Annotated in this window: 19 protein-coding genes; 9 read left to right on the forward strand and 10 right to left on the reverse strand. The window is 69.0% G+C overall.

Annotated features, from left to right (window positions below):
- Positions 1-47 precede the first annotated feature (47 nt).
- The 5 genes from H9658_RS16720 to H9658_RS16740 all read right to left on the reverse strand — a co-directional run bounded on the left by H9658_RS16720 (position 48) and on the right by H9658_RS16740 (position 8,444).
- Positions 48-1,484, reverse strand: a complete 1,437-nt coding sequence (locus H9658_RS16720; protein WP_191826218.1) for a dihydrolipoamide acetyltransferase family protein — start codon at positions 1,482-1,484, stop codon at positions 48-50.
- Positions 1,481-1,831 carry an SH3 domain-containing protein gene (locus tag H9658_RS16725; protein WP_179569239.1) on the reverse strand — a complete coding sequence of 117 codons (351 nt, stop codon included), beginning with the start codon at positions 1,829-1,831 and terminating at the stop codon, positions 1,481-1,483. Before H9658_RS16725 ends, H9658_RS16720 begins: the two co-directional genes overlap by 4 nt.
- Position 1,832: 1 nt before the next feature.
- The gene (locus H9658_RS16730) at positions 1,833-2,912 is read right to left on the reverse strand and encodes an alpha-ketoacid dehydrogenase subunit beta (RefSeq protein WP_179569237.1); all 1,080 of its coding nucleotides are present in this window, start codon (positions 2,910-2,912) and stop codon (positions 1,833-1,835) included.
- On the reverse strand, positions 2,905-3,993 hold the full coding sequence (gene pdhA, locus H9658_RS16735) for a pyruvate dehydrogenase (acetyl-transferring) E1 component subunit alpha (RefSeq protein ID WP_191826219.1): 1,089 nt from the start codon (positions 3,991-3,993) through the stop codon (positions 2,905-2,907). Before pdhA ends, H9658_RS16730 begins: the two co-directional genes overlap by 8 nt.
- A gap of 887 nt (positions 3,994-4,880) precedes the next feature.
- Positions 4,881-8,444: a lamin tail domain-containing protein gene (locus H9658_RS16740; protein ID WP_191826220.1), complete on the reverse strand. Its 3,564-nt coding sequence runs from the start codon at positions 8,442-8,444 to the stop codon at positions 4,881-4,883.
- 167 nt (positions 8,445-8,611) lie between these two features.
- Here H9658_RS16740 and H9658_RS16745 point away from each other — a divergent pair, with 167 nt between their 5' ends.
- From H9658_RS16745 to H9658_RS16755, 3 genes are all read left to right on the forward strand, one after another.
- Positions 8,612-9,526, forward strand: a complete 915-nt coding sequence (locus H9658_RS16745) for a tryptophan 2,3-dioxygenase (RefSeq protein ID WP_191826221.1) — start codon at positions 8,612-8,614, stop codon at positions 9,524-9,526.
- Between the two features lie 198 nt (positions 9,527-9,724).
- Positions 9,725-11,248, forward strand: coding sequence for a peptide MFS transporter (locus tag H9658_RS16750; RefSeq protein WP_191826222.1), 1,524 nt, complete (start codon positions 9,725-9,727; stop codon positions 11,246-11,248).
- 16 nt (positions 11,249-11,264) lie between these two features.
- Positions 11,265-11,873, forward strand: coding sequence for a thioredoxin family protein (locus H9658_RS16755; protein ID WP_191826223.1), 609 nt, complete (start codon positions 11,265-11,267; stop codon positions 11,871-11,873).
- 159 nt (positions 11,874-12,032) lie between these two features.
- On the opposite strand, the gene H9658_RS16760 is transcribed toward H9658_RS16755, so the two are convergent.
- A complete protein-coding gene (locus H9658_RS16760) occupies positions 12,033-12,521 on the reverse strand; it encodes a MarR family winged helix-turn-helix transcriptional regulator (protein ID WP_191826224.1) in 489 nt (162 codons plus the stop codon).
- Between the two features lie 134 nt (positions 12,522-12,655).
- On the opposite strand from H9658_RS16760, the gene hppD reads away from it, so the two are divergent.
- The 3 genes from hppD (at position 12,656) to hmgA (ending at position 15,585) form a co-directional block, all read left to right on the forward strand.
- Complete coding sequence (gene hppD / locus H9658_RS16765) at positions 12,656-13,768, forward strand: 4-hydroxyphenylpyruvate dioxygenase (protein ID WP_369914856.1); 1,113 nt, start codon at positions 12,656-12,658, stop codon at positions 13,766-13,768.
- 144 nt (positions 13,769-13,912) lie between these two features.
- Positions 13,913-14,266, forward strand: coding sequence for an endonuclease domain-containing protein (locus tag H9658_RS16770; RefSeq protein ID WP_263604339.1), 354 nt, complete (start codon positions 13,913-13,915; stop codon positions 14,264-14,266).
- Positions 14,267-14,286: 20 nt separating this feature from the next.
- Positions 14,287-15,585: a homogentisate 1,2-dioxygenase gene (hmgA, locus tag H9658_RS16775; protein WP_191826226.1), complete on the forward strand. Its 1,299-nt coding sequence runs from the start codon at positions 14,287-14,289 to the stop codon at positions 15,583-15,585.
- Between the two features lie 61 nt (positions 15,586-15,646).
- Here the strand turns inward: hmgA and H9658_RS16780 are convergent, their stop codons facing one another.
- Entirely contained in the window at positions 15,647-16,162 is a 516-nt protein-coding gene (locus H9658_RS16780) for a hypothetical protein (RefSeq protein WP_191826227.1), read from the reverse strand.
- 234 nt (positions 16,163-16,396) lie between these two features.
- Between H9658_RS16780 and H9658_RS16785 the strand changes: the two genes are divergently transcribed.
- The 3 genes from H9658_RS16785 to H9658_RS16795 all read left to right on the forward strand — a co-directional run bounded on the left by H9658_RS16785 (position 16,397) and on the right by H9658_RS16795 (position 18,934).
- On the forward strand, positions 16,397-17,050 hold the full coding sequence (locus tag H9658_RS16785; protein WP_191826228.1) for a lectin: 654 nt from the start codon (positions 16,397-16,399) through the stop codon (positions 17,048-17,050).
- Positions 17,051-17,148: 98 nt separating this feature from the next.
- Positions 17,149-17,718 (forward strand): imm11 family protein, encoded by a 570-nt coding sequence (locus H9658_RS16790; protein ID WP_191826229.1) that lies wholly within the window; start codon positions 17,149-17,151, stop codon positions 17,716-17,718.
- A gap of 265 nt (positions 17,719-17,983) precedes the next feature.
- Positions 17,984-18,934 (forward strand): calcium/sodium antiporter, encoded by a 951-nt coding sequence (locus tag H9658_RS16795; RefSeq protein ID WP_191826230.1) that lies wholly within the window; start codon positions 17,984-17,986, stop codon positions 18,932-18,934.
- 122 nt (positions 18,935-19,056) lie between these two features.
- Here the strand turns inward: H9658_RS16795 and H9658_RS16800 are convergent, their stop codons facing one another.
- The 3 genes from H9658_RS16800 to H9658_RS16810 are packed head-to-tail and all read right to left on the reverse strand — an operon-like array spanning position 19,057 to position 20,209.
- Entirely contained in the window at positions 19,057-19,431 is a 375-nt protein-coding gene (locus H9658_RS16800) for a Na+/H+ antiporter subunit G (RefSeq protein WP_191826231.1), read from the reverse strand.
- Positions 19,428-19,712, reverse strand: coding sequence for a K+/H+ antiporter subunit F (locus H9658_RS16805; protein ID WP_145704729.1), 285 nt, complete (start codon positions 19,710-19,712; stop codon positions 19,428-19,430). Before H9658_RS16805 ends, H9658_RS16800 begins: the two co-directional genes overlap by 4 nt.
- A complete protein-coding gene (locus H9658_RS16810) occupies positions 19,709-20,209 on the reverse strand; it encodes a Na+/H+ antiporter subunit E (RefSeq protein WP_185814266.1) in 501 nt (166 codons plus the stop codon). The genes H9658_RS16805 and H9658_RS16810 overlap by 4 nt, the downstream gene beginning before the upstream one ends.
- Between the last annotated feature and the right edge of the window lies 1 nt (position 20,210).

Consider the following 20,210-nt stretch of genomic DNA (forward strand, 5'->3'; position numbering starts at 1 on the left):
GATGCCGGAGCGCCGCGGCCGGGGCGCGCGGCGGCGGCGCAGTTCGCTCAGCCCGGCAGGGCCAGATCGTCGATCATCGCGCGCAGGAAGCGCGCCGCTTCGCCGCCGGTGCAGGCGCGGTGGTCGAAGCTCAGCGACAGCGGCAGCAGCTTGTGCGTTTCCACGCCGCCCATCACCGGCACCAGTTGGTGGCGGGCGCGGCCGGCGGCGACGATCGCCACGCACGGCGGCACCACGATCGGGGTGGCGTAGCGGCCGGCGAACATGCCGAAGTTGGACAGCGAGATGGTGTAGCCGCTCAGTTCGGACGCGGCGATGCTGCGCGTCTCCACCTGCTGGCGCAGGCGGTTGACGCCTTCGCGGATGCCGCGCGCGTCGAGCATGTCGGCATTGCGCAGCGCCGGCACGAACAGGCCGTCGTCGGTGTCCACGGCGATGCCGATGTCCACCTGCGCGTGCAGGGTGCGGGTCAGCGCGTCGCCGTCGAACCAGGCATTGAGCGCCGGCACCGCCTGGCAGGCGGCGACGATCGCGCGCACCAGGCGCACGGTCATGTCGTTGCCCGGTGCCCAGGCGTGGACGTCGGCGTCGTCGTTGAGCGTGGTCAGCACCACCTCGCGATGCGCCTGCGCCATCACCCGCGCCATGTTGCGGCGCACGCCCTTGAGCGGCTCGGGCTGGCCGTGCGCGGCGGGGCCGGGCGGCTGCGTGCGCATCGGCTTGCCGCTGGCGGACAGCGGCGTGCGCGACGACGTCGGGATTGCTGCCGTTGTTGCTGTTGTCGGAGCGGCTTCAGCGGCGGCTTGCGGTGGGCGTGCGGTCGCGGCTGAAGCCGCTCCTACACCGGCCGAACCGTTCGCTGCCGCCTGCTTCACGTCGGCCAGGGTCACTGCGCCGTCGCCGCCGCTGGCGCGCACCCGTGCCAGGTCCACGCCCAGTTTTTTCGCCAGCGCGCGCACCGCCGGCATCGCGCGCACGCCGCCGACCGAGACCGTGCGCTCGCTGTGCACGGCGTTGGAGCTCTGCATCGCGCCGACCACGGTGCCGGCGTCGTCGCGTGCGCCATCGCCTGGCGCCGCGTCGGCGTCGGCGTCGCGCAGTTCGCCGCCGGTGTCGGAGGCGATGACGCGGTCGTTGTCGCCCGGCGCATCGGCGCCGGCGCCCTTGCCCGGGTTGGCCGGCGCGGGGCCGCCGTGGTGGTGGCCGGTGTCCTGGCCTTCGGCGCGCTGCGGCATGCTGGCGTCGGGCGCGAACTGCGCCAGCATGCTGCCGGTGACGACGATGTCGCCCGGCGCACCGGCCAGTTTCAGCACCTTGCCCGACACCGGCGAGGGCACTTCGACCACCGCCTTGGCGGTTTCCATCGACACCAGCGGCTCGTCGAGCTGGATGGTGTCGCCTTCCTTGACGAACCATTCGACGATGGTGGCGTCCGGCAGGCCTTCGCCCAGGTCGGGCAGATTGAAGTTCTTGGTTTGGCTCATGTGGTCTCTTCCAGCAGTTCCAGGTCGCGCGCCGGCAGCCAGCCCTGCACGCCATCGGCGCGCTCGGCCCACCACCAGTCGCCGTATTCGTAGTGCAGGGTCACGGTGTCGCCCTGCACGGCATCCAGTTCGCGCGCGTCGTAGTCGCGCAGCGCTTCGGCGTGGCCGTCGCCGGTGGCGCGCAGCCAGGCCAGCGGCGCCCAGCCGGCGTTGCCGGCAGCGGTCGTGGTCCAGACGAACGCGGGCCATTCCTCGTCGCGCACGCCCAGCACCACCCGCTCGCCGGCGGCGAAGCGGATCGGGTGCGGGTAGGCGGCGCGGTAGTCGCTGAGCAGGCGCGCCTGCATGTCAGCCTGCGGCGACGGCACGCTTGGCCGCCGCGACGATCTTGTCCACGCTCGGCAGGTATTTCATCTCCAGCCGGAACAAGGGAATGTGGGTGTCATAGCCGGTCACCCGCTGCACCGGCGCGACCAGGTCGTACATCGACTGCTCGGCCAGGCGCGCGGCGATCTCGGCGCCGAAGCCGGCGCTGCGCGGGGCTTCCTGCACGATCACGCAGCGGCCGGTGCGCGCCACCGATTCGGCGATGGTGTCGAAGTCCAGCGGGCGCAGCGTGGCCACGTCGATGACCTCGGCGCTGATGCCGTCGGCGGCCAGCTTGTCGGCCGCTTCCAAGGCTTCCTTGACCTGCGCGCCCCAGGCGACCAGGGTCACGTCGCTGCCCTCGCGCAGCACGAAGCACACGTCCAGCGGCAGCGCCTCGCCGTCGTCGGCGACCACTTCCTTGTACTGGCGGTACAGGCGCTTGGGCTCCATGTAGATCACCGGATCCGGCTCGCGGATCGCCGCCAGCAGCAGGCCGTAGGCGCGCTGCGGCGAGGACGGCAGCACCACGCGCAGGCCCGGCACGTTGGTGAAGATGGCCTCGTTGGCTTCGCTGTGGTGCTCCGGCGCGCGGATGCCGCCGCCCCACGGCACGCGCAGCACCATCGGGCAGTGCAGGCGGCCGCGGGTGCGGTTGCGCAGGCGCGCGGCGTGGCAGATCAGGTGATCGACCATCGGATAGACGAAGCCGTCGAACTGCGCCTCGGCCACCGGCTTCATGCCCTGCGCGGCCAGGCCGACGGTGAGGCCGGCGATGGTGGTTTCGTCCAGCGGCGTGTCCAGCACGCGCTGCGCGCCGAAGCGCTGCTGCAGGCCGGCGGTGGCGCGGAACACGCCGCCGTTGACGCCCACGTCCTCGCCCAGCACCAGCACCGACGGGTCGTGCTGCAGTTCCCAGGCCAGGGCCTGGGTAACGGCTTCGATCAGGGTGATGGGGGTGCTGGTCATGGACTGGTCTCCGCGCGCTGTGGCCGCGCTATGGGCTGTGCCGGCCGCATGCGCGGCGGCCGTGTCGGCAAGGCGAGGGCTGAGCTCATCCATGGCGCTGCTCCAGGGCGATGGCGTCGGCGCGCTGCGCGAGCAGGTCTGGCGGCGGATCGGCATACAGGTAATCGAACATCGCTTCCACCGGCTGCACCGGGGTGGCCAGGTAGGCATCGACCTCGATGTCGACCAGGCGCGCGCATTCCTGCTTCCACGCCGCTTCCTCGGCCTCGTTCCACAGGCCCTGCGCGGTCAGCCAGGTGCGCAGCCGGGTCAGCGGCTCGCGTTCCCAGGCCTGCTTGACCTCGGCCTCGTCGCGGTAGCGGCGCGCGTCGTCGGCGGTGGTGTGGTCGGACAGGCGGTAGGTCATGAATTCGATGACCGTGCCGCCCTGGCCGCTCAGCGCGCGCTCGCGTGCCTGGCGCATCGCCTCCAGCACCGCGATCAGATCGTTGCCGTCCACCTGCAGGCAGTGCAGGCCGCCGGCCAGGCCTTTCTGTGCCAGGGTCTGCGCGCCGGTCTGCGCCGCGCGCGGCACCGAGATCGCCCAGCCGTTGTTGATCACGCACAGGATCAGCGGCAGCTGGTAGGCGCCGGCGGAATTGAGCGCGGCATAGAAATCGGTCTTGGAGGAGCCGCCGTCGCCGCAGGTGGCGACCGCGACATGGCCTTCGCCGCGCAGCTTGAACGCCAGCGCGGCGCCGGCGGCATGCAGGCACTGGGTGGAGATCGGTACGCAGATCGGGAAGTCCCTGGCGGCGTCGGAATCGCGCAGGAAGTCGCTGCCGCGCTCGTCGCCGCCCCAGTACAGCAGCACCTCGCGCGGGCGCACGCCGCGCATGAACATGGCGCCGTACTCGCGGTAGCTGGGCGCCAGCACGTCGCCGCTGCGCATCGAGGCGCCGATGCCGATGTGGGTGGCTTCGTGGCCCAGGCACGAGGCGTAGGTGCCGAGCTTGCCGGTGCGTTGCAGGGCCACGGCCTTGCTGTCGAAGGTGCGCACGTAGAGCATCTGCTTGAACAACGCCAGCAAGGTCTGCGGGTTGGCCGAATCGGCCGGGAGGGCGTCGCGGGCCGGTTGGCCGTCCGCGTCGAGGTACTGCAGGTATTCGATTTCGAACTGGGCGGCGATGGTCATGACAGCGGCACTCTCGACAACAAGTTTCAAATGATATGACTCGGCATGTTAAGGAAGGCGTGCACAAAAGCCGTCCTGCACCGCAGCACGGTATCTTGCTGGATTGCAGCAAAAACGCGCGCTGTGTGGGCCGTGCGCGTTGCTGGCGTTCACGTGGGCGATTGTTGCGGTGCGATGGGTGGCTGCGCAGCGGGTGTGGATGTCTAGCGGTGGACGGTTGGAGCTGGGCGTGATGGCGGCGGCCGGGGCGTGGGGCGATTGCGCGAAAGCAGTGGCGACGGCAACAGCAAGATCAAGATCAAGAGCTTTCGCGCCGGTCGGCGCGAGTCACTTTTGTCTTGGCAAAAGTAACCAAAACCGCTCCCGCCCGACACGAGCCGGTGCGATACAGCCGCACCGGTCCCCTGCGCTCCTCGCGGCGAACGGCACGGCGCCCAAACTCGCTTCGCTCAAACAGGGGCGCCTCTTCGGCCGCTCGCCACTGCGGTGCTCGGCTCGCTTTAAGGCGGGACGTTTTAACGGCAACAGCTAACGGCAACAGCAAAGGCTCAAGAGCGACAGCGAAAGACTCGAAGCGGGAGCGAAGGCTGCATTCGAATGGAGGGTGAGCTGGCTATGCCCATCGGCTGTTCCCTTCTCCCATCGGGACCATGGCCCCCTTTTCGGGGGGAAGGTGCCCCGTAGGGGCGGATGAGGGTACGGGCGAAGCCTCGTGCCCCCAAACTCTGCGAGACGCTTCGCGCCGTACCCTCACCCCAACCCCTCTCCCGCGGGGAGAGGGGCTTGAGCAACAGCAGAGCGGCTTCAAGGGGGGATTCCGGAGCGAGCGCAAAAGAAAAGGGCGCGGCTTGCGGCCGCGCCCTTGTTCTGCCCGAAGGCGGTTGCGCTCAGCGGCCGATGCGGGTGCTGAAGCGTGCCGTGTTGTCGGACGGGTCGGCGTCGGCCGAGGCGGAGCTGGCGCTGGCCTCGATCACGATGTTGCGGTCGGCCGGCAGCGGGCGGGTCGCCGTGGTCAAGGTGAACGCGGTGCTCGCGCCCGGCGCCAGGTCGGCGCGGGTGCTGCACTGGTACTGCGCGCTGCGCAGGCCGTGGGCCTGGCGCACGCACTGCCAGCCGCGCGGCGGCACCAGCAGCGACAGCACCGACAGCGTGTTGCCGCTGACGGTCAGGCTGGCGCGCTTGACCGGCGCATTGCCATGGTTGACCAGGGCGATGCGGTAGTTGGCGCTGAACGCGATCAACGGCAGCGTCGCCGGGCCGTCGATGCGCACCGCCAGGTTGCCGGCGGGCGCAGCCTGCACGGCCACCGCGGCGCTGGCGCCGTTGTTGCCGCCGTTCGGATCCTCGGTCTGCGAGGCGACCGACGCGGCCAGGGTCAGCGAACGGCCGACCAGGTCGGCCGTGGCCGGCACCGCCACGTCGAAGCGCGGCGTGGCGCCGGCGGCCAGCTGCGTCGTGGTGCAGGTCACCACGGTCTGCGCGGCCACCTCCGGCGTGGCGCAGTCCCAGCCCGGGGCGGCGGTCACGGTCGGCGTCACCGCCGCGTCCAGGGCGAAGGCGACCGCGGCGAAGCTGGCCGCATCCGGGCCGGCGTTGCCGACCTCGACGCTGTAGCGGATCGTGTCGCCGGCATAGACCGCGGCATTGGCCGCGTTCGCGGTCACGCTCAGGTCGGCGCGCTGCAGCGGCTTGAGCTTGAGCAGCACCACCGCCGGATCGTGGTCGGACAGCCGTGCCGGCGAGTTGGCGTCGTTGCGCGCGGTGGCCGGGAAGTCGGCGTTGAGCCGCGCGTGGCCTTCGCTCAGCGTCGCCACCTGCGCCGAGTTCATCAGCGCCCGGTTGGCCAGGATGTGGTCCAGCGACTGCACGTTGCCGTCGTAGGCGTAGGAGTAGCTCTGGTCCGGGGTCGATAGCAGGGTCAGGTTGTACAGGTCCGGCGTGACCAGGTCGGCGCCGTCGCCCTCGACCACGGTCTGCGCGTCGGCCGACGGCAGGCCGGTCACCGTGCCCATCGCATCGACGTAGCCGTCGTTGAACTCGAAGGCGTTGAAGTCGCCCATCACCAGCAGCTGTTCGCCGGGATCGGCCACTTGCCGCGCCTGCAGCAGGTTGGCCAGGAACACCGCCTGCGCCTGGCGCTTGGCGCGGATGCGCAGGCCGCTGGCGTCGTCGGTCTCGGCGCCGTTGAGCGAACGCTGGTGCACCTCGACCACGGTCAGCGGCAGGGTGCGGCCGTCGGCGAAATGCACGATCGCCTTCAGCAGCAGCGGCGGGCGGTCGTTGAGCAGGCTGGTGCCGCCGGCCGGCTCGGTCCAGGTGGTGGCCTTGCCTTCCTGGCTGACCGAGAGCACTTCGACGCGGGCGATGCCGGCGCCGACCGCCGCGGTCTTGACCAGGAAGCCGACGTCGATGCCGCCGACATCGTTGCCTTCCTGCAGGTACGCCACGTACTGCGGATCGGGCTGGCCGGCGGCGACCGCGTCGGTGTTGATGCGTGTGGCCAGGGTCTGCAGCACGCTCAGGCTTTCCACTTCCACCGTGCCCAGGATGTCGGGCGTGTTGAGGTAGTTGCGGATCGCCAGCGAGGCCTTGTTGAGCCGCGCCTGGTAGGCGGCCGCGGTCAGCACCGGTTCGCCGATCGCCGGGTCGTTCTGGTCGTCGAAGAAGCGCTCCATGTTGTAGGTGGCGACGTTGACGTCGTCCGCCTGCGGCGCGGGTGCCGGCTTGGGCTGGTCGGCGCCGTTGCATTGCACGGTGGGCGCGGTTTCCGGGTAGATCGTGTAGCGGCGGAAGGTGTAGTCCAGCGGGCCGCTGACGCCGAGCACCACGCAGCCGCCGGCCACGTCGATGCGCTCGCCGCCAAGGCCGGCGCTGCCCACCGCGATCACCTGCGGGTTGGTGTTCCAGCGCGGCACGTCGGCCGGGGAACCGGCCGGCAGCGGGTCGGGCTGCTGCACGCCGGCCGTGCGCCAGGCGCGCGGCAGGCCGGTGACCACGGCATGGAACACGCCGTTGCTGCTGGCGGTGGCGTTGGTCTCGTTGACGCTGCCGCCGGTGGGCGCGTTGACGGTCAGGCTGGGCACGGTCACGCGCATGCCTTCCAGCCGCTCGAGCTGGTCGTAGGCGCCGCTGGGGTCGGGGAAGCTGGTGGTCAGCGTCACCGCGGCCGGCAGCGGATTGCCGGTGGACTGCAGCAGCACGGTCGGGGTGCCCAGTTCGGTCAGCGGCGGCTGGGTCGGATCGGCGCTCGGCACGTATTCGAGCACGGTGGCCTGCACCCGCACCGCATTGCCCACCGCGGCCTCGGCCGGCGGCGCGCTGCCGGTGTAGACGTAGATGCCTTCGGAGGTCTGCGGATCGGCATCGGCCTCGGCGTCCGGCGCCTGCAGGAAGAAGCCGGCGCTGCGCCGCGCGGTGACGATGCCGCTGGTGGCGACCACCTGCCCGACCAGCGGCGACCGCGCGCCGCTGCCCTGGATGCTGTGGATCGGCACCAGGTTGAAGTCGTCGTTGAGGATCACCCCGCTGGCGGTCAGCGTGGCCGGCAAGGCGCCGCTGATGCCGGTGATGTCGAGGTAGAAGGTCTCGTCGGGTTCGTTGGCGGTGTCGCCATTGACCAGCACGCTGACCTCGGCGCTGCTTTCGCCGGCGGGAATGGTCACGGTGGTCGCGGCCACGGCCTGGTAGTCGCTGCCGGCGCTGGCGCTGCCGTCGCGGGTGGCGACGCTGAAGCTGACCCCGCCGCTGCCGGCCGGTTGGCTCAGGGCGATGGTGAACACGAACGCGGTGCTGCCGCTGTCGCCTTCGCCGCGGCTGACGTTGGCGACGCTGGCCACCGGCTGGTTGCCGCCGCCGCACAGGTTGACCGCCGCCGCCGTATTGCGCGGGTTCGGCGCGCCGGTGGCGAAGTCGGCGTTGTTGTTGTCGCTGTCGCTGCAGCCACCGTTGCCGCGCAGCACCGCCAGGGTGTTGCTCGGCGCGGCGGTCGGCGCGCTGCCTTCGGCGCAGCTGGCGCTGCTGCCGTAGCCGACGAAATCGACGTTGCCGGCGGGGCAGGCGCCGCTCAGCGCGGTCGCCGCGTTGCTCAGCGCGATCTTGCCGGCGGTGCCGCTCATCGCGGTGGTGCCGGTGGCGTCCGGGGTCGGCAGCGCGGTGCTGCCGCCGCTGCCGTCGGCCTGCTTGACCAGGTAGTAGCCGCCGGCGGGGATGCTGCCGGCCAGCGTGGTGACCTGCCAGCTGCTGCCGGCGGCCGAGGCGTACTGCACCGACCAGCCGGCCAGGCTCACCGCCTGGTTGCCGTTGTTGTGCAGTTCGATGAAATCGCTCTTGTAGGTGGCGCCGCTGTTGCCGCCACCGCCATAGACCTGGCTGATGACGACCTGGGCCTGGCCGGTTCCGGCACAGGCGAGCGCGCACGACAACACTGCAGCACGAAGCAGCATGGTTCGCATGACGAAGACTCTCCCCAATCCTTGAAGACGTGGAATACCGCGGATGACGATCGGGCGCCCCCCAAGGCGCTGGCCCGATTCTGCCCGAGTTTGGCGCCGGCCGCTGACCGGGATGTGACAGGCGTCGCTGCGGTACCCTTGCCGGCCCCGGATCGCCGTTGCCGCCCATGCCCGTCGAACAGAACCAGCGCCCGCTCGAAGCCGGCATCCACACCGACCTGGAAGGCCGCGTCACCTACGGCGGCTACCTGCGGCTGGACCAGCTGCTGTCCGCGCAGCAGCCGCTGTCGGACCCGCCGCACCACGACGAGATGCTGTTCATCATCCAGCACCAGACCTCCGAGCTGTGGCTGAAGCTGCTGGCGCACGAGCTGCGCGCGGCGATCATGCACCTGCAGCGCGACGAGGTCTGGCAGTGCCGCAAGGTGCTGGCGCGCAGCAAGCAGGTGCTGCGCCAGCTGACCGAGCAGTGGTCGGTGCTGGAGACGCTGACCCCGTCCGAATACATGGGCTTCCGCGACGTGCTCGGCCCGGCCTCGGGCTTCCAGTCGCTGCAGTACCGCACCATCGAGTTCCTGCTCGGCAACAAGAACGAACAGATGCTGCGCGTGTTCGGCCACGACCCGCACGGCCAGGCGGCGCTGCAGGCCGTGCTGGAAGCGCCCAGCCTGTACGAGGAATTCCTGCGCTACCTGACCCGCTTCGGGCATGCGATTCCCGAGCAGTACCGGGCGCGCGACTGGCGCCAGCCGCATGTCAGCGATCCGCTGCTGCGGCCGGTGTTCGAGCGCATCTACGAGAACACCGACCGCTACTGGCGCGAGTACGCGCTGTGCGAGGATCTGGTGGACCTGGAGACCCAGTTCCAGCTGTGGCGCTTCCGCCACATGCGCACGGTGATGCGGGTGATCGGCTTCAAGCGCGGCACCGGCGGCTCCAGCGGCGTGGGCTTCCTGCAGCAGGCGCTGGCGCTGACCTTCTTCCCGGAACTGTTCGAGGTGCGCACCTCGGTGGGGCTGCCGGACGGTCGCGATGCGGCGCCGCCCGCAGCGGCCGCCGGCAGTGCGGAATCCGGGGCCTGAGCACGCACGCCGGCGCACGCACATGCGTGCCCGGGAGACATGACCCGCCGCAGCCCGAGGGGGCACTTGCGAATCCCCACTCCCCACTCCCCACTCCCGGCCATTTGACGCCAGCGCCAACTGTCGGTGATGCTCGCCCGTTCCCCGGCCCGGCCGGGAATCGCCCCAGCCCATACTGAATACGCAAGGGAACACCGCATGAGCGTTGACGACGTCGCGTCGCACCCCCCAGCCTCACCGCCGCAGCCGCCAGCGCAACCGCCCGAATTCAAGACCCTGCTGGGCCATCCACGGCCATTGTGGCTGCTGTTCATGACGGAATTCTGGGAGCGCTTCGCGTTCTACGGGATTCGCTGGGCGCTGACCCTGTACATCGTCGCCGAGTTCTTCCAGGGCGCCGGCGCGGGCGAGGCCCCGGCCAACCGGCTGTACGGCGCCTACCTGGCGCTGGTCTACGCCTCGGCGCTGTTCGGCGGCTTCGTCGCCGACCGGCTGATCGGCTACCAGCGCTCGCTGCTGATCGGCGCGGTGGTCATGTCGGTGGGCCTGTTCCTGATCGCGGTGCCGAACGAAGAGGTGTTCAAGATCGGCCTGGCCACGATCATCGCCGGCAACGGCCTGTTCAAGCCGAACGTGTCGACCATGGTCGGCAAGCTGTATCCGCTGAACGATCCGCGCCGCGATTCGGGCTTCACCATCTTCTACATGGGCATCAACGCCGGCGGCTTCTTCGCGCCGATCCTGACCGGCCTGCTGGCCGACAAGCTGTTCGGCACCGAGGCGATGCCGGCCTACAAGTACGTGTTCATCGCGTCGGGCATCGGCATGCTGATCAGCCTGGTGTGGTTCTGGATCGGACGCCACCAGCTCGGCGCGGTCGGCCGGCCGCCGGCCGGCGGCGAGGGCATGGGGCGCACGATCGGGGTGCTGTTGGCGACGCTGGTGGTGATCCCGGTGGCCTACGGCCTGCTGCTGATCGATGCCGGCATCCTCGGCTGGATCCTCACCGCGCTGTTCGTCGCGCTGTGCGCGATGATCCTGATCGAAGGCATCCGCGAGGGCCGCGTGCCGCGCGACCGCTCGATCGCGATGCTGATCGTGTTCGTGTTCAACGTGATGTTCTTCATGTTCTTCGAGCAGGCCGGCAGTTCGTTCAACTTCCTGGCGCAGAACATCGTCGAGCGCGACCTGGGCGGCTGGATGTTCCCGGTCGGCTGGTTCCAGTCGGTCAATACGCTGGCGATCCTGGTGCTGGGCCCGGTGTTCGTGTGGCTGTGGGTGGCGCTGAAGTCGTCCAACCCGTCGATCCCGCGCAAGTTCGGCCTGGGCCTGATCTTCAACGGCCTGGCCTTCGCGCTGCTGATGTTCGCCTTGTCCTCGCTGGTCGACGGCTCCGGCAAGATCCCGTTCTGGACCCTGTTCATGGTCTACGTGATCCAGACCGTGGGCGAGCTGTGCCTGTCGCCGATCGGCCTGTCGATGACCACCAAGCTGGCGCCGACCAAGGTCGTGGGCTTCGCGATGGGCGGCTGGTTCCTGTCCACCGCGATCGGCAACAACCTGTCCGGCATCTTCGCCGCAGGCGTCAGCGGCGAGACCGGGATGACCGTGGACTCGGCGCTGAAGGGCTACACTTTCGGTTTCTGGGCCCTGCTCGGCTCGGGTGTGTTGTTGTTCCTGATTGCACCGCTGATCAACAAGTTGATGCACGGTGTCAAATGACGTGAGGTAGATCGCAATGTCGAACAAGACGATCAAGACGATAGGCAGCGTGGCGGCGCTGATGCTGGCCCTGGGCGGCTGCGGCAAGGCGCCTGCGCCGGAGCCGGAACAGGCGCCGGCCAAGCCGCTGGACACCTCGGTGCAGAAGCCGCCGGTGGCCGATCCGAACCAGCCGGTGGCCTCGGGCAACACGCCCGCCGCCGCCGATGTGGCCGCGGCGGCGGCGCTGGGCGCGCAGTTCGATCCGAACCGCGATCCGGCCAACGACCTGGAAACGGCCGAAGTGGAAGCCAAGCGCGGCGGCAAGCGCATCCTGCTCGACGTGGGCGGCGAGTCGTGCGCGCGATGCCACATCCTCGACGACTTCATCGAGGGCGACGCCGAGGTGCGCAGCTTCCGCGATGCCAACTACGTGTGGGTCAAGGTCAACTACAGCGACGAAAACAAGAACGAGGCGTTCCTGGCCCAGTACCCGAAGATCGAGGCCTATCCGCACCTGCTGGTGCTCGATGCCGACGGCAAGCTGCTGCACTCGCAGCTCACCGGCGAGCTGGAAAAGGGCGAGGGCTACGACCGCAAGAAGTTCTTCGACTTCCTCAAGCAGTGGGCACCGCCGAAGACCTGAGCGCAGCCCCGGGCGTTTTCCCGGGTCGCTGAAAGGCGCGTGCTCCCTGCAGGAGCGGCTTCAACCGCGACGGGCGTTACCGATAGCGTCTGTCGCGGCTGAAGCCGCTCCTACAGGGGCCCGCGGCAGCGCCCGCTTCAGGCAGGCGCCGTGCCTTCCTCACTTGCCGGTCATGCTCGGCAGCCCTTCGGCCGCCAGCCGATCGATCAGCCGGTTCAGCACGCGCTGCTCCTCCTCGTTGAACGGCGCCAGCAGGCGGCGCTCGCATTCCAGCACCATCGGCGCGATCACCTGGTAGACCTCCACCCCCGCCTCGGACAGGTGCAGCACCGAGCGGCGGCGGTCGTCGCCATGGGTCTCGCGCTGGATGAAGCCGCGTTCCAGCAATCGTGCCACCGCGCGGCTCACCGCCACCTTGTCCATCGCGGTGCGCTCGGACACCTCGCCGGCCGACAGCCCCGGGTACAGCGCCAGCACCGCCATCACCCGCCATTCGGTCACCGCCATGCCGTAGCGCTCGCCGTAGACGCGGGCGATGTTGCTGCTGATCCGGTTGGACAGCACGCTGATGCGGTAGGGCAGGAACTGCTCCAGGTCGAGCGAGGGCTGCTCGGGCGCGGGCGGGGCGTTGGGGGCGATCGACGTCATGCTGCATTGCACCTTGCTGGTGGTTTCATTTGTAACTATAACGGAGGAGACTACTGTCCATTCTCGCGAGTCTGGCGTCCGTCCGCATCCGAAATTTCGGCCGGGCGCTGCCCGCGTCCTCCAGGAGACGAGCCATGAGCGCACAACCGCAGTATCCGTCCCAGCCGGCCAACCTGGGCATGCAGGTCACCACCTTCGAGAACCCGATGGGCATCGACGGCTTCGAGTTCGTCGAGTTCGCCGCGCCGGCCGGGCAGGGCGAACGGTTGCACGCCTACTTCCGCAGCATGGGCTTCAGCGCGGTGCTGCGCCATCGCAGCCGTGCGATCACCGTGTACCGGCAGGGCGGGGTCAACTTCCTGGTCAACGAAGACCCGGAGTCGTTCGCCGCCGATTTCGCCGCCGCGCACGGGCCGTGCGCCTGCGGTTTCGCGATCCGCTTCCGGCATCCGGCCGAGGAGGTATTCGCCAAGGTGCTGGAGAACGGCGGCGAGGCCATCGGCGACAAGGCCGACACCCGCGCGGTGCCGGCGCCGGTGGTCAAGGGCATCGGCGACTGCATGCTGTACCTGGTCGACCGCTATGGCGATAAGGGCTCGGTCTACGCCGACTTCGAACCGGTGCCCGGCGCCGAGCCGCATCCGGCCGGTTTCGGCCTGACCTTCATCGACCACCTGACCCATAACCTCTACTTCGGCAACATGCAGCGCTGGTCGGACTACTACGAGCGCCTGTTCAACTTCCGCGAGATCCGCTACTTCGACATCAAGGGCGCCAAGACCGGGCTGACCTCCAAGGCGATGACCGCGCCGGACGGCGTGGTGCGCATCCCGCTCAACGAATCGTCCGATCCGAAGAGCCAGATCAACGAATACCTGGACGCCTACCACGGCGAAGGCATCCAGCACATCGCCTGCTTCACCGACGACATCTACGAGACCGTGGAGCGGATGCGCGCGGCTGGCGTGGAGTTCCTGGATACCCCGGACGCGTACTTCGAAGTGATCGACCAGCGCATTCCCAACCACGGCGAAGACGTGGCGCGGCTGGCCAGGAACAAGATCCTGATCGACGCCGACCCGGAGACCAAGCAGCGCAAGCTGCTGCAGATCTTCACCCAGAACTGCATCGGCCCGATCTTCTTCGAGATCATCCAGCGCAAGGGCAACGAAGGCTTCGGCGAAGGCAACTTCCAGGCGCTGTTCGAGAGCATCGAGCGCGACCAGATGAAGCGCGGCGTGCTCTGACGGTCGGGACCAGCATGCGCCGACACGGCAAAAGCCCCTCTCCCATCGGGAGAGGGGTTGGGGTGAGGGTACGGTGGCTCAATGAGAGTCAAACCGCCGCTCCCCACTTCAACACTGGAAAACGCACGCTTGCTGCGTCGGACTATGACCGACGCCGAACGCAAACTGTGGAGTTGCCTGAGAGGCGGCCAATTGCAAGGCTTCAAGTTTCGGCGCCAGTATCCTGTTCCTCCCTATGTCGCTGATTTTTGCTGTGTCGCATCCAGGCTGATCGTCGAGCTCGATGGCTCGCAACACAGCGAACCACGCGATGCGGCGAGAACGCGCTGGCTTGAGTCGCAAGGCTGGCGAATCGTCCGCTTCTGGAACAACGATGTGCTGCTGTCGACGGACGCCGTGATTCAGGTGATTTGCGGCGTTATGGTGGCTCCGTACCCTCACCCCAACCCCTCTCTCCCACGGGGACTTCCTTTGGTCGCCGATGGGAGAGGGGCTTGATCTCGCGAAGGCTCAAGTTCATGCATGACCATCATCGCTACATGTCTGGCTTCGGCAACGAATTCGCCACCGAGGCGGTACCGGGCGCGCTGCCGGTCGGGCAGAACTCGCCGCAGCGCGTGGCCCATGGCCTGTACGCCGAGCAGCTGTCGGGCACCGCGTTCACCGCGCCGCGCGGCGTCAACCGGCGCAGCTGGCTGTACCGGATCCGTCCGGCGGCGCTGCACGGCGGCTTCGCCGCGTACACCCAGGCTGCCGGCTTCCACAACGACTTCAATGCCGGACCGGTGTCGCCGGACCAACTGCGCTGGAGTCCGTTGCCGCTGCCGCAGACCGCGGTGGATTTCGTCGATGGCCTGTACACGATGGCCGGCAACGGTTCGGCCGAGGCGCAGCATGGCGTGGCGGTGCATCTGTACGCGGCGAACGCGTCGATGCAGGGGCGTTTCTTCTACGACGCCGACGCCGAACTGCTGATCGTGCCGCAGCTGGGCCGGCTGCAGCTGCACACCGAACTGGGCATGCTGGAGCTGGAACCGCAGGAGATCGCGGTGATCCCGCGCGGCGTGCGCTTCCGCGTCGCGCTGCCCGACGGGCAGGCGCGCGGCTACGTGTGCGAGAACTTCGGCGCGCTGCTGCGGCTGCCCGACCTGGGGCCGATCGGCGCCAACGGCCTGGCCAATCCGCGCGATTTCCTGACCCCGGTGGCCGCCTACGAGGAAGACGAAGGCGACTTCGCGCTGATCGCCAAGTTCCAGGGCCACCTGTGGCAGGCGCCGATCGCGCATTCGCCGCTGGACGTGGTCGCCTGGCACGGCAACTACGCGCCGTACAAGTACGATCTGCGCCGCTTCAACACCATCGGCTCGATCAGCTTCGACCATCCCGACCCGAGCATCTTCACCGTGCTCACCGCGCCCAGCGACACGCCGGGCACGGCCAACCTGGACGTCGCGATCTTTCCGCCGCGCTGGCTGGTGGCGCAGCACACGTTCCGGCCGCCGTGGTTCCACCGCAACGTGGCCAGCGAGTTCATGGGCCTGGTCCACGGCGTCTACGACGCCAAGGCCGAAGGCTTCGCGCCCGGCGGCGCCTCGCTGCACAACTGCATGAGCGGGCATGGCCCGGATGCGGCGACCTTCGACAAGGCCTCGCAGGCGGACCTGTCGCGGCCGGACGTGATCGCCGACACCATGGCCTTCATGTTCGAGACCCGCGCAGTGCTGCGCCCGACCGCGCAGGCATTGGCGGCGGCGCATCGCCAGCGCGACTACCAGCAATGCTGGCAGGGACTGCGGCGCAACTTCCGCACGCCCTGAGCGCTGCGGCGCGGGCCATCCGGTCCGCGTCGCGCGCGGGCCGACACCTGCGACGACGCGCTCAGGCGGCTTCCAGCGATGCGTTTAGCGGCGCGTGCAGCGGTGCCGGCAGCACCTCCAGCACGCGCTCGCGGATGCGTTGCGCATAGCGCTCGGAGGTCATTTCCGGCATCGCCCGCAGCGCGTCCGCGATCGCCTGCAGCGTGGCCGCTTCCTCGCGCGCGTCGCGCAACTGCTGCTGCAACGTGCGCGAGGCCGGATGGCGCTGCAGTTGCAGCAGGTCGAGCAGATACATGCGCGCGTTGAGCAGCGCGCGACGCGGATCCGCCGGCGCGATGGCGGGCGCGGGCGGCGTCGCGGCCGGGGGCGGTCCGGCGGTTGCGCGGCCGTCGTCCAGATAGCCCTGCTGCAACAGCGCCTGCACGATCGCCGCGGCGTTGCTGCCGCCCAGCGCGGCCAGTTCGTCGACGCTGCGCTGGCCGTCGGCCAGGATCAGGACACGGCGCTGGCGCATGTCCAGCGGCGCGGCGTGGGATTGCAGTGCCGCGAGGGCGAGGGTGGTCTTGCGCGGATGCATGGTGGCGGTACCGGAAGGGAAGAAGCTTGGCGATCGGCGGTGAAACACTGATGACAGGCGACGCAGGTCGGCTGTCGTAGGAGGCGCGTTCGTGCGGCGCTGACGCAGCCACTGCCACTGCCGCCACGAGCGATGGCGATGAGATGACGGGTCTGCATCGCGATTCCGCAATGCAGTCAGTGCATGCGTGCGGCGCGCGCGCTAGCCTATGCACTGCTCTTGCGAGGAACTGCGATGAAGCCGACCCTGCCTGCCGCTGCATTGCTGCTGCTCGCGCTGAGCGCCTGCGACAAGTCGCCGCCGTCCGCGCCACCGCCCGCGCCCGTCGCGGCGGACGACGGCGCCTTGCCGCCGCCGGCGCTGGACCAGCCCGACACCGACGTGCCCCCGGCGCAGGCCCCGGCCGCGGCGATGCCGCCGGAGATGGCCCCGGCCGAGCGCCAGCTGGCTCGCGACGATGGCTATGGCGATCTGCGCCTGGGCATGAGCGCGGCGCAGGCGCGCGCGGCCTGGGGCGGCGAACTCGATGGGCAGCCCGGCGAGGCGGGCGGCTGCTACGTCCTCAGGCCGCGCTGGGCCAAGGGCGGCAACGACTTCGGCCTGATGTTCGAAGCCGACAAGCTGGTCCGCTACGACGTGCGCACCGCCAAGGAAACCGCGCCGGGCGGCGGCAAGATCGGCATGGACCTGGCGCAACTGCGCGCGCTGTACGCCGGGCGCGTGGAAGAGCAGCCGCACAAGTACATCGAAGGCGGCAAGGTCCTGCGCATCGCTGGCAGCACTGCCCAGTCCGGTGTCCTGGTGTTCGAGACCGACGCCGCGGGCAAGGCCACCTCTTGGCGCGTGGGCCTGCCGCCGCAGGTGGACTACGTGGAAGGCTGCGGCTAGCGCAGGCGTCAAGCCGGTTGTCGGCGCCCAGGGCAGGTAGGCACTGGGCATGCCCGCTGGATGAAGATCAACGCGTGCAGGTCGCTGCAGGGAATGCCATGTACCTATTGGACATCAGTGAGAGCTACTCGGAAATTTTCTGGTTCAAATACGACCAGACGCTCTCCCCCGACCACCTGCTGTTCATCAGCGGCGAAACGCAATCGTCGGTTGCTGCCACCCCGACCTTCAGAAACAACAAGAAAGTAAGCAAGTCGCGCTTGCTGGCGTTCGATCTCCTTCAAAGCGACACGCTCGAATTCGTCAGCCAGGCAATGGCGGAGGTGTTGCGCCAATATCCGGACGACGTTCAATTGTTTCCCGCCGACGTCTACCTCAAGGAGGAACGGTTGCAGGGCTTCCACGTCTTCAATGTGATCCAGACGGTGCCTTGCATCGACCTCGAACACTCCCGGCATGCCCCCATGTTCGGCTTTATGCCTGATGGACCTCTGCGATTCACAACGCTTCAGAGCCTGCCGCCTGCGGCGTTGGGGGGTCACCACCTCGTTCGGGCCAAGGAAAGCTCGCAGCGCATTTTCGTTTCCCAGCAGCTGAAACGGCAATGCGAGGCTTCCGGGCTTGAAGGCTTGCGGTTTGTGGACTGCTCCAACGGTATTCGAGTGTGAGATAAGCGGGGTGGGTTGGTTGATGAAAGGGCCTTGTCGCTGTTTTTTGTTTCCTTCAGGAATTCGACCGCGAGCTTGACCGGCTGGCCGGTCCGCGGGCTTTACAGGTGCAGCGGCGGCGGTTGCGATCCACGCCGCCGGCACCCGGTTCCCCCGAAGAAATCCGCCTGGCCAGCCAGCCGCCCCCCGCCCGGTGGCCACGATGACGGCCGCATCATCCGCGCTGCGCATAGAATCGCGCATCGTAATGGCGAGGGGATGGGCGATGGCGAGCGCGATCGGCTTGGTGCTGGTGGGACTGCTGCTGCTGGCCTTGGGCGGCGATTCGATCGTCAAGGCGGCTTCGGGCCTGGCGCAGCGCTGCGGCGCCTCGCCGTTCGTCGCCGGCCTGCTGCTGGTGGCGTTCGGGACCTCGTTGCCGGAACTGGCGGTCAACGCGCGCGCCTACATGGTCGGCGCGCAGGACCTGGCGCTGGGCAATGCGGTCGGCAGCAACATCGCCAACCTGGGCCTAACCCTGGCGCTGGCCGCGCTGGCGGCACCGCTGCTGGTGCGCACGCGGATGCTGGCGCCGTTGCTGCTGGTGCTGGCGGTGGCGACGCTGGCCCTGATCGGCTTCGGCCTGGACGGGGCGATCTCGCGCCTGGAAGGCGTGTTGCTGTTGCTGGGCTTCGTCGGCGTGGTGGTGTTCCTGCTGCGCCGCGCGCGTAACGAAGACGCCGCGCGCCAGCTCGGTCTGTCCGGCTATGCGGTGACCCGCACCGCGCTGGGCCTGAACCTGCTGCGCCTGCTGATCGCGAGCGTGCTGCTGTATTTCGGCGCCAAGCTCGTCGTCGATGCGGCGCCGCGGCTCGGCGCCGCCTGGGGCCTGTCGCCGCTGCTGGTCGGCCTGCTGCCGGTGGCGATCGGCACCGCGCTGCCGGAAGCCGCCGCCGCGATCGCCGCCGCGCGCCGCGGGCAGGGCGACATGGTGGTCGGGCATGTGCTCGGCTCCAGCCTGTTCAACCTGCTGGTGGTGATCGGCGGCATGGCGGCGCTGCGCCCGCTGCCGTTGCCGGCCTCGTTCGTGCGCCTGGAACTGCCGGCGGCGGTCGCGCTGAGCGTGGTGCTGTATCCGATGCTGCGCGGCGACATGCGCATCAGCCGCGGCGAAGGCGCGGTGCTGCTGGTCGCGTTCCTGGCCTGGGTCGGGCTGGAAGTGGCGTTGGTGGGGTGAGGCGCGGCTATAGCCTGTTCAAGGCGACGCCACCTGTAGGAGCGGCTTCAGCCGCGACCGGCATTACCGGTAACGCCCCCGGTCGCGGCTGAAGCCGCTCCTACAGGACTTCGTCCACGCGGTTAGCGCTCGTCGTCCTGCGCTGCCGGCGGCAGCCCTTCCTTGTCGGCATGATCGCGGCTGTCGGGCACCTGCGGCCGCTGCTCCATCATCAGCGACAGCGCCGCCTTGGCCATCATGTGCGCGCTGATCGGCGCGGTGATGAACAGGAATGCGGTGATCAGCAATTCGCGCGGCTGCGGGTCCTGGCCCAGGAACAGGTGGTAGCCGACCGAAGCCAGCAGCACGCAACCCACGCCCAGCGTGCTGGCCTTGGTCGGCGCGTGCAGGCGCTTGAAGAAGTCCGACAGCTTCACCAGGCCCAGCGCGCCGAGCAGGATGAAGAAGCAGCCGACGATCAGCAGCAGCGACAGCCCGACCTGCAGCAGCCCGATCATTCGACGATGTCCCGGCGCAGCACGTACTTGCTCAGCACCACGGTGCTGCCGAAGCCGAGCATGGCGATGACCAATGCGGCTTCGAAGTACACAGGCGAATCCAGGTACATGCCGAACAGCATCAGCTCGGCGATCGCGGTCACCGACAGCGTATCCAGCGCCAGGATGCGGTCGGGCACGGTCGGCCCGCGCAGCAGCCGCCACAGCGCCAGCAGCATCGCCAAGGCGACCACGTGCATGCACACGGCGATGGTGCCCTCGATGAACATGTGGCCGGTCATGGGAAGATCTCCATCAGGGGCGCTTCGTAGCGCGTCTTGATCTGCCGGATCACGGTCTCGGCGTCGTCCAGGTGCAGCACGTGCACCAACAGGTATTTGCGGTCGTCCGACAGCGCCGCCGACACCGTGCCCGGCGTCAGCGTGATCATGCTGGTCAGCGCGGCGATGCCGTGGATGTTGGCGATGTCCAGCGGCACCCAGATGAAGCCGGGGTGGATCCGCGATTCCGGGCCCAGCACCTGCAGCGCCACCACCACGTTGGAGCGCACGATGTCCCAGGCGACCACGCACAGCATCTTCGGCACCGAGCGCAGCGAGCCGATGCGCGCGAACTCGCGGTCCAGGCGCGCGGCGAACAGCGGCACCGCCACGCCCAGCACCGCGCCCAACAGCAACTGGCCCAGGCCGAAGCTGTCGCTCATCAACAGCCAGAACACGGTGACGGTGACGCTCAGCGGCCAGGACGGAAACAGGCGGCGCAACCAGGGACGGCGCATG

Source organism: Xanthomonas bonasiae (genome assembly GCF_014836395.1).
Classification (GTDB): domain Bacteria; phylum Pseudomonadota; class Gammaproteobacteria; order Xanthomonadales; family Xanthomonadaceae; genus Xanthomonas_A; species Xanthomonas_A bonasiae.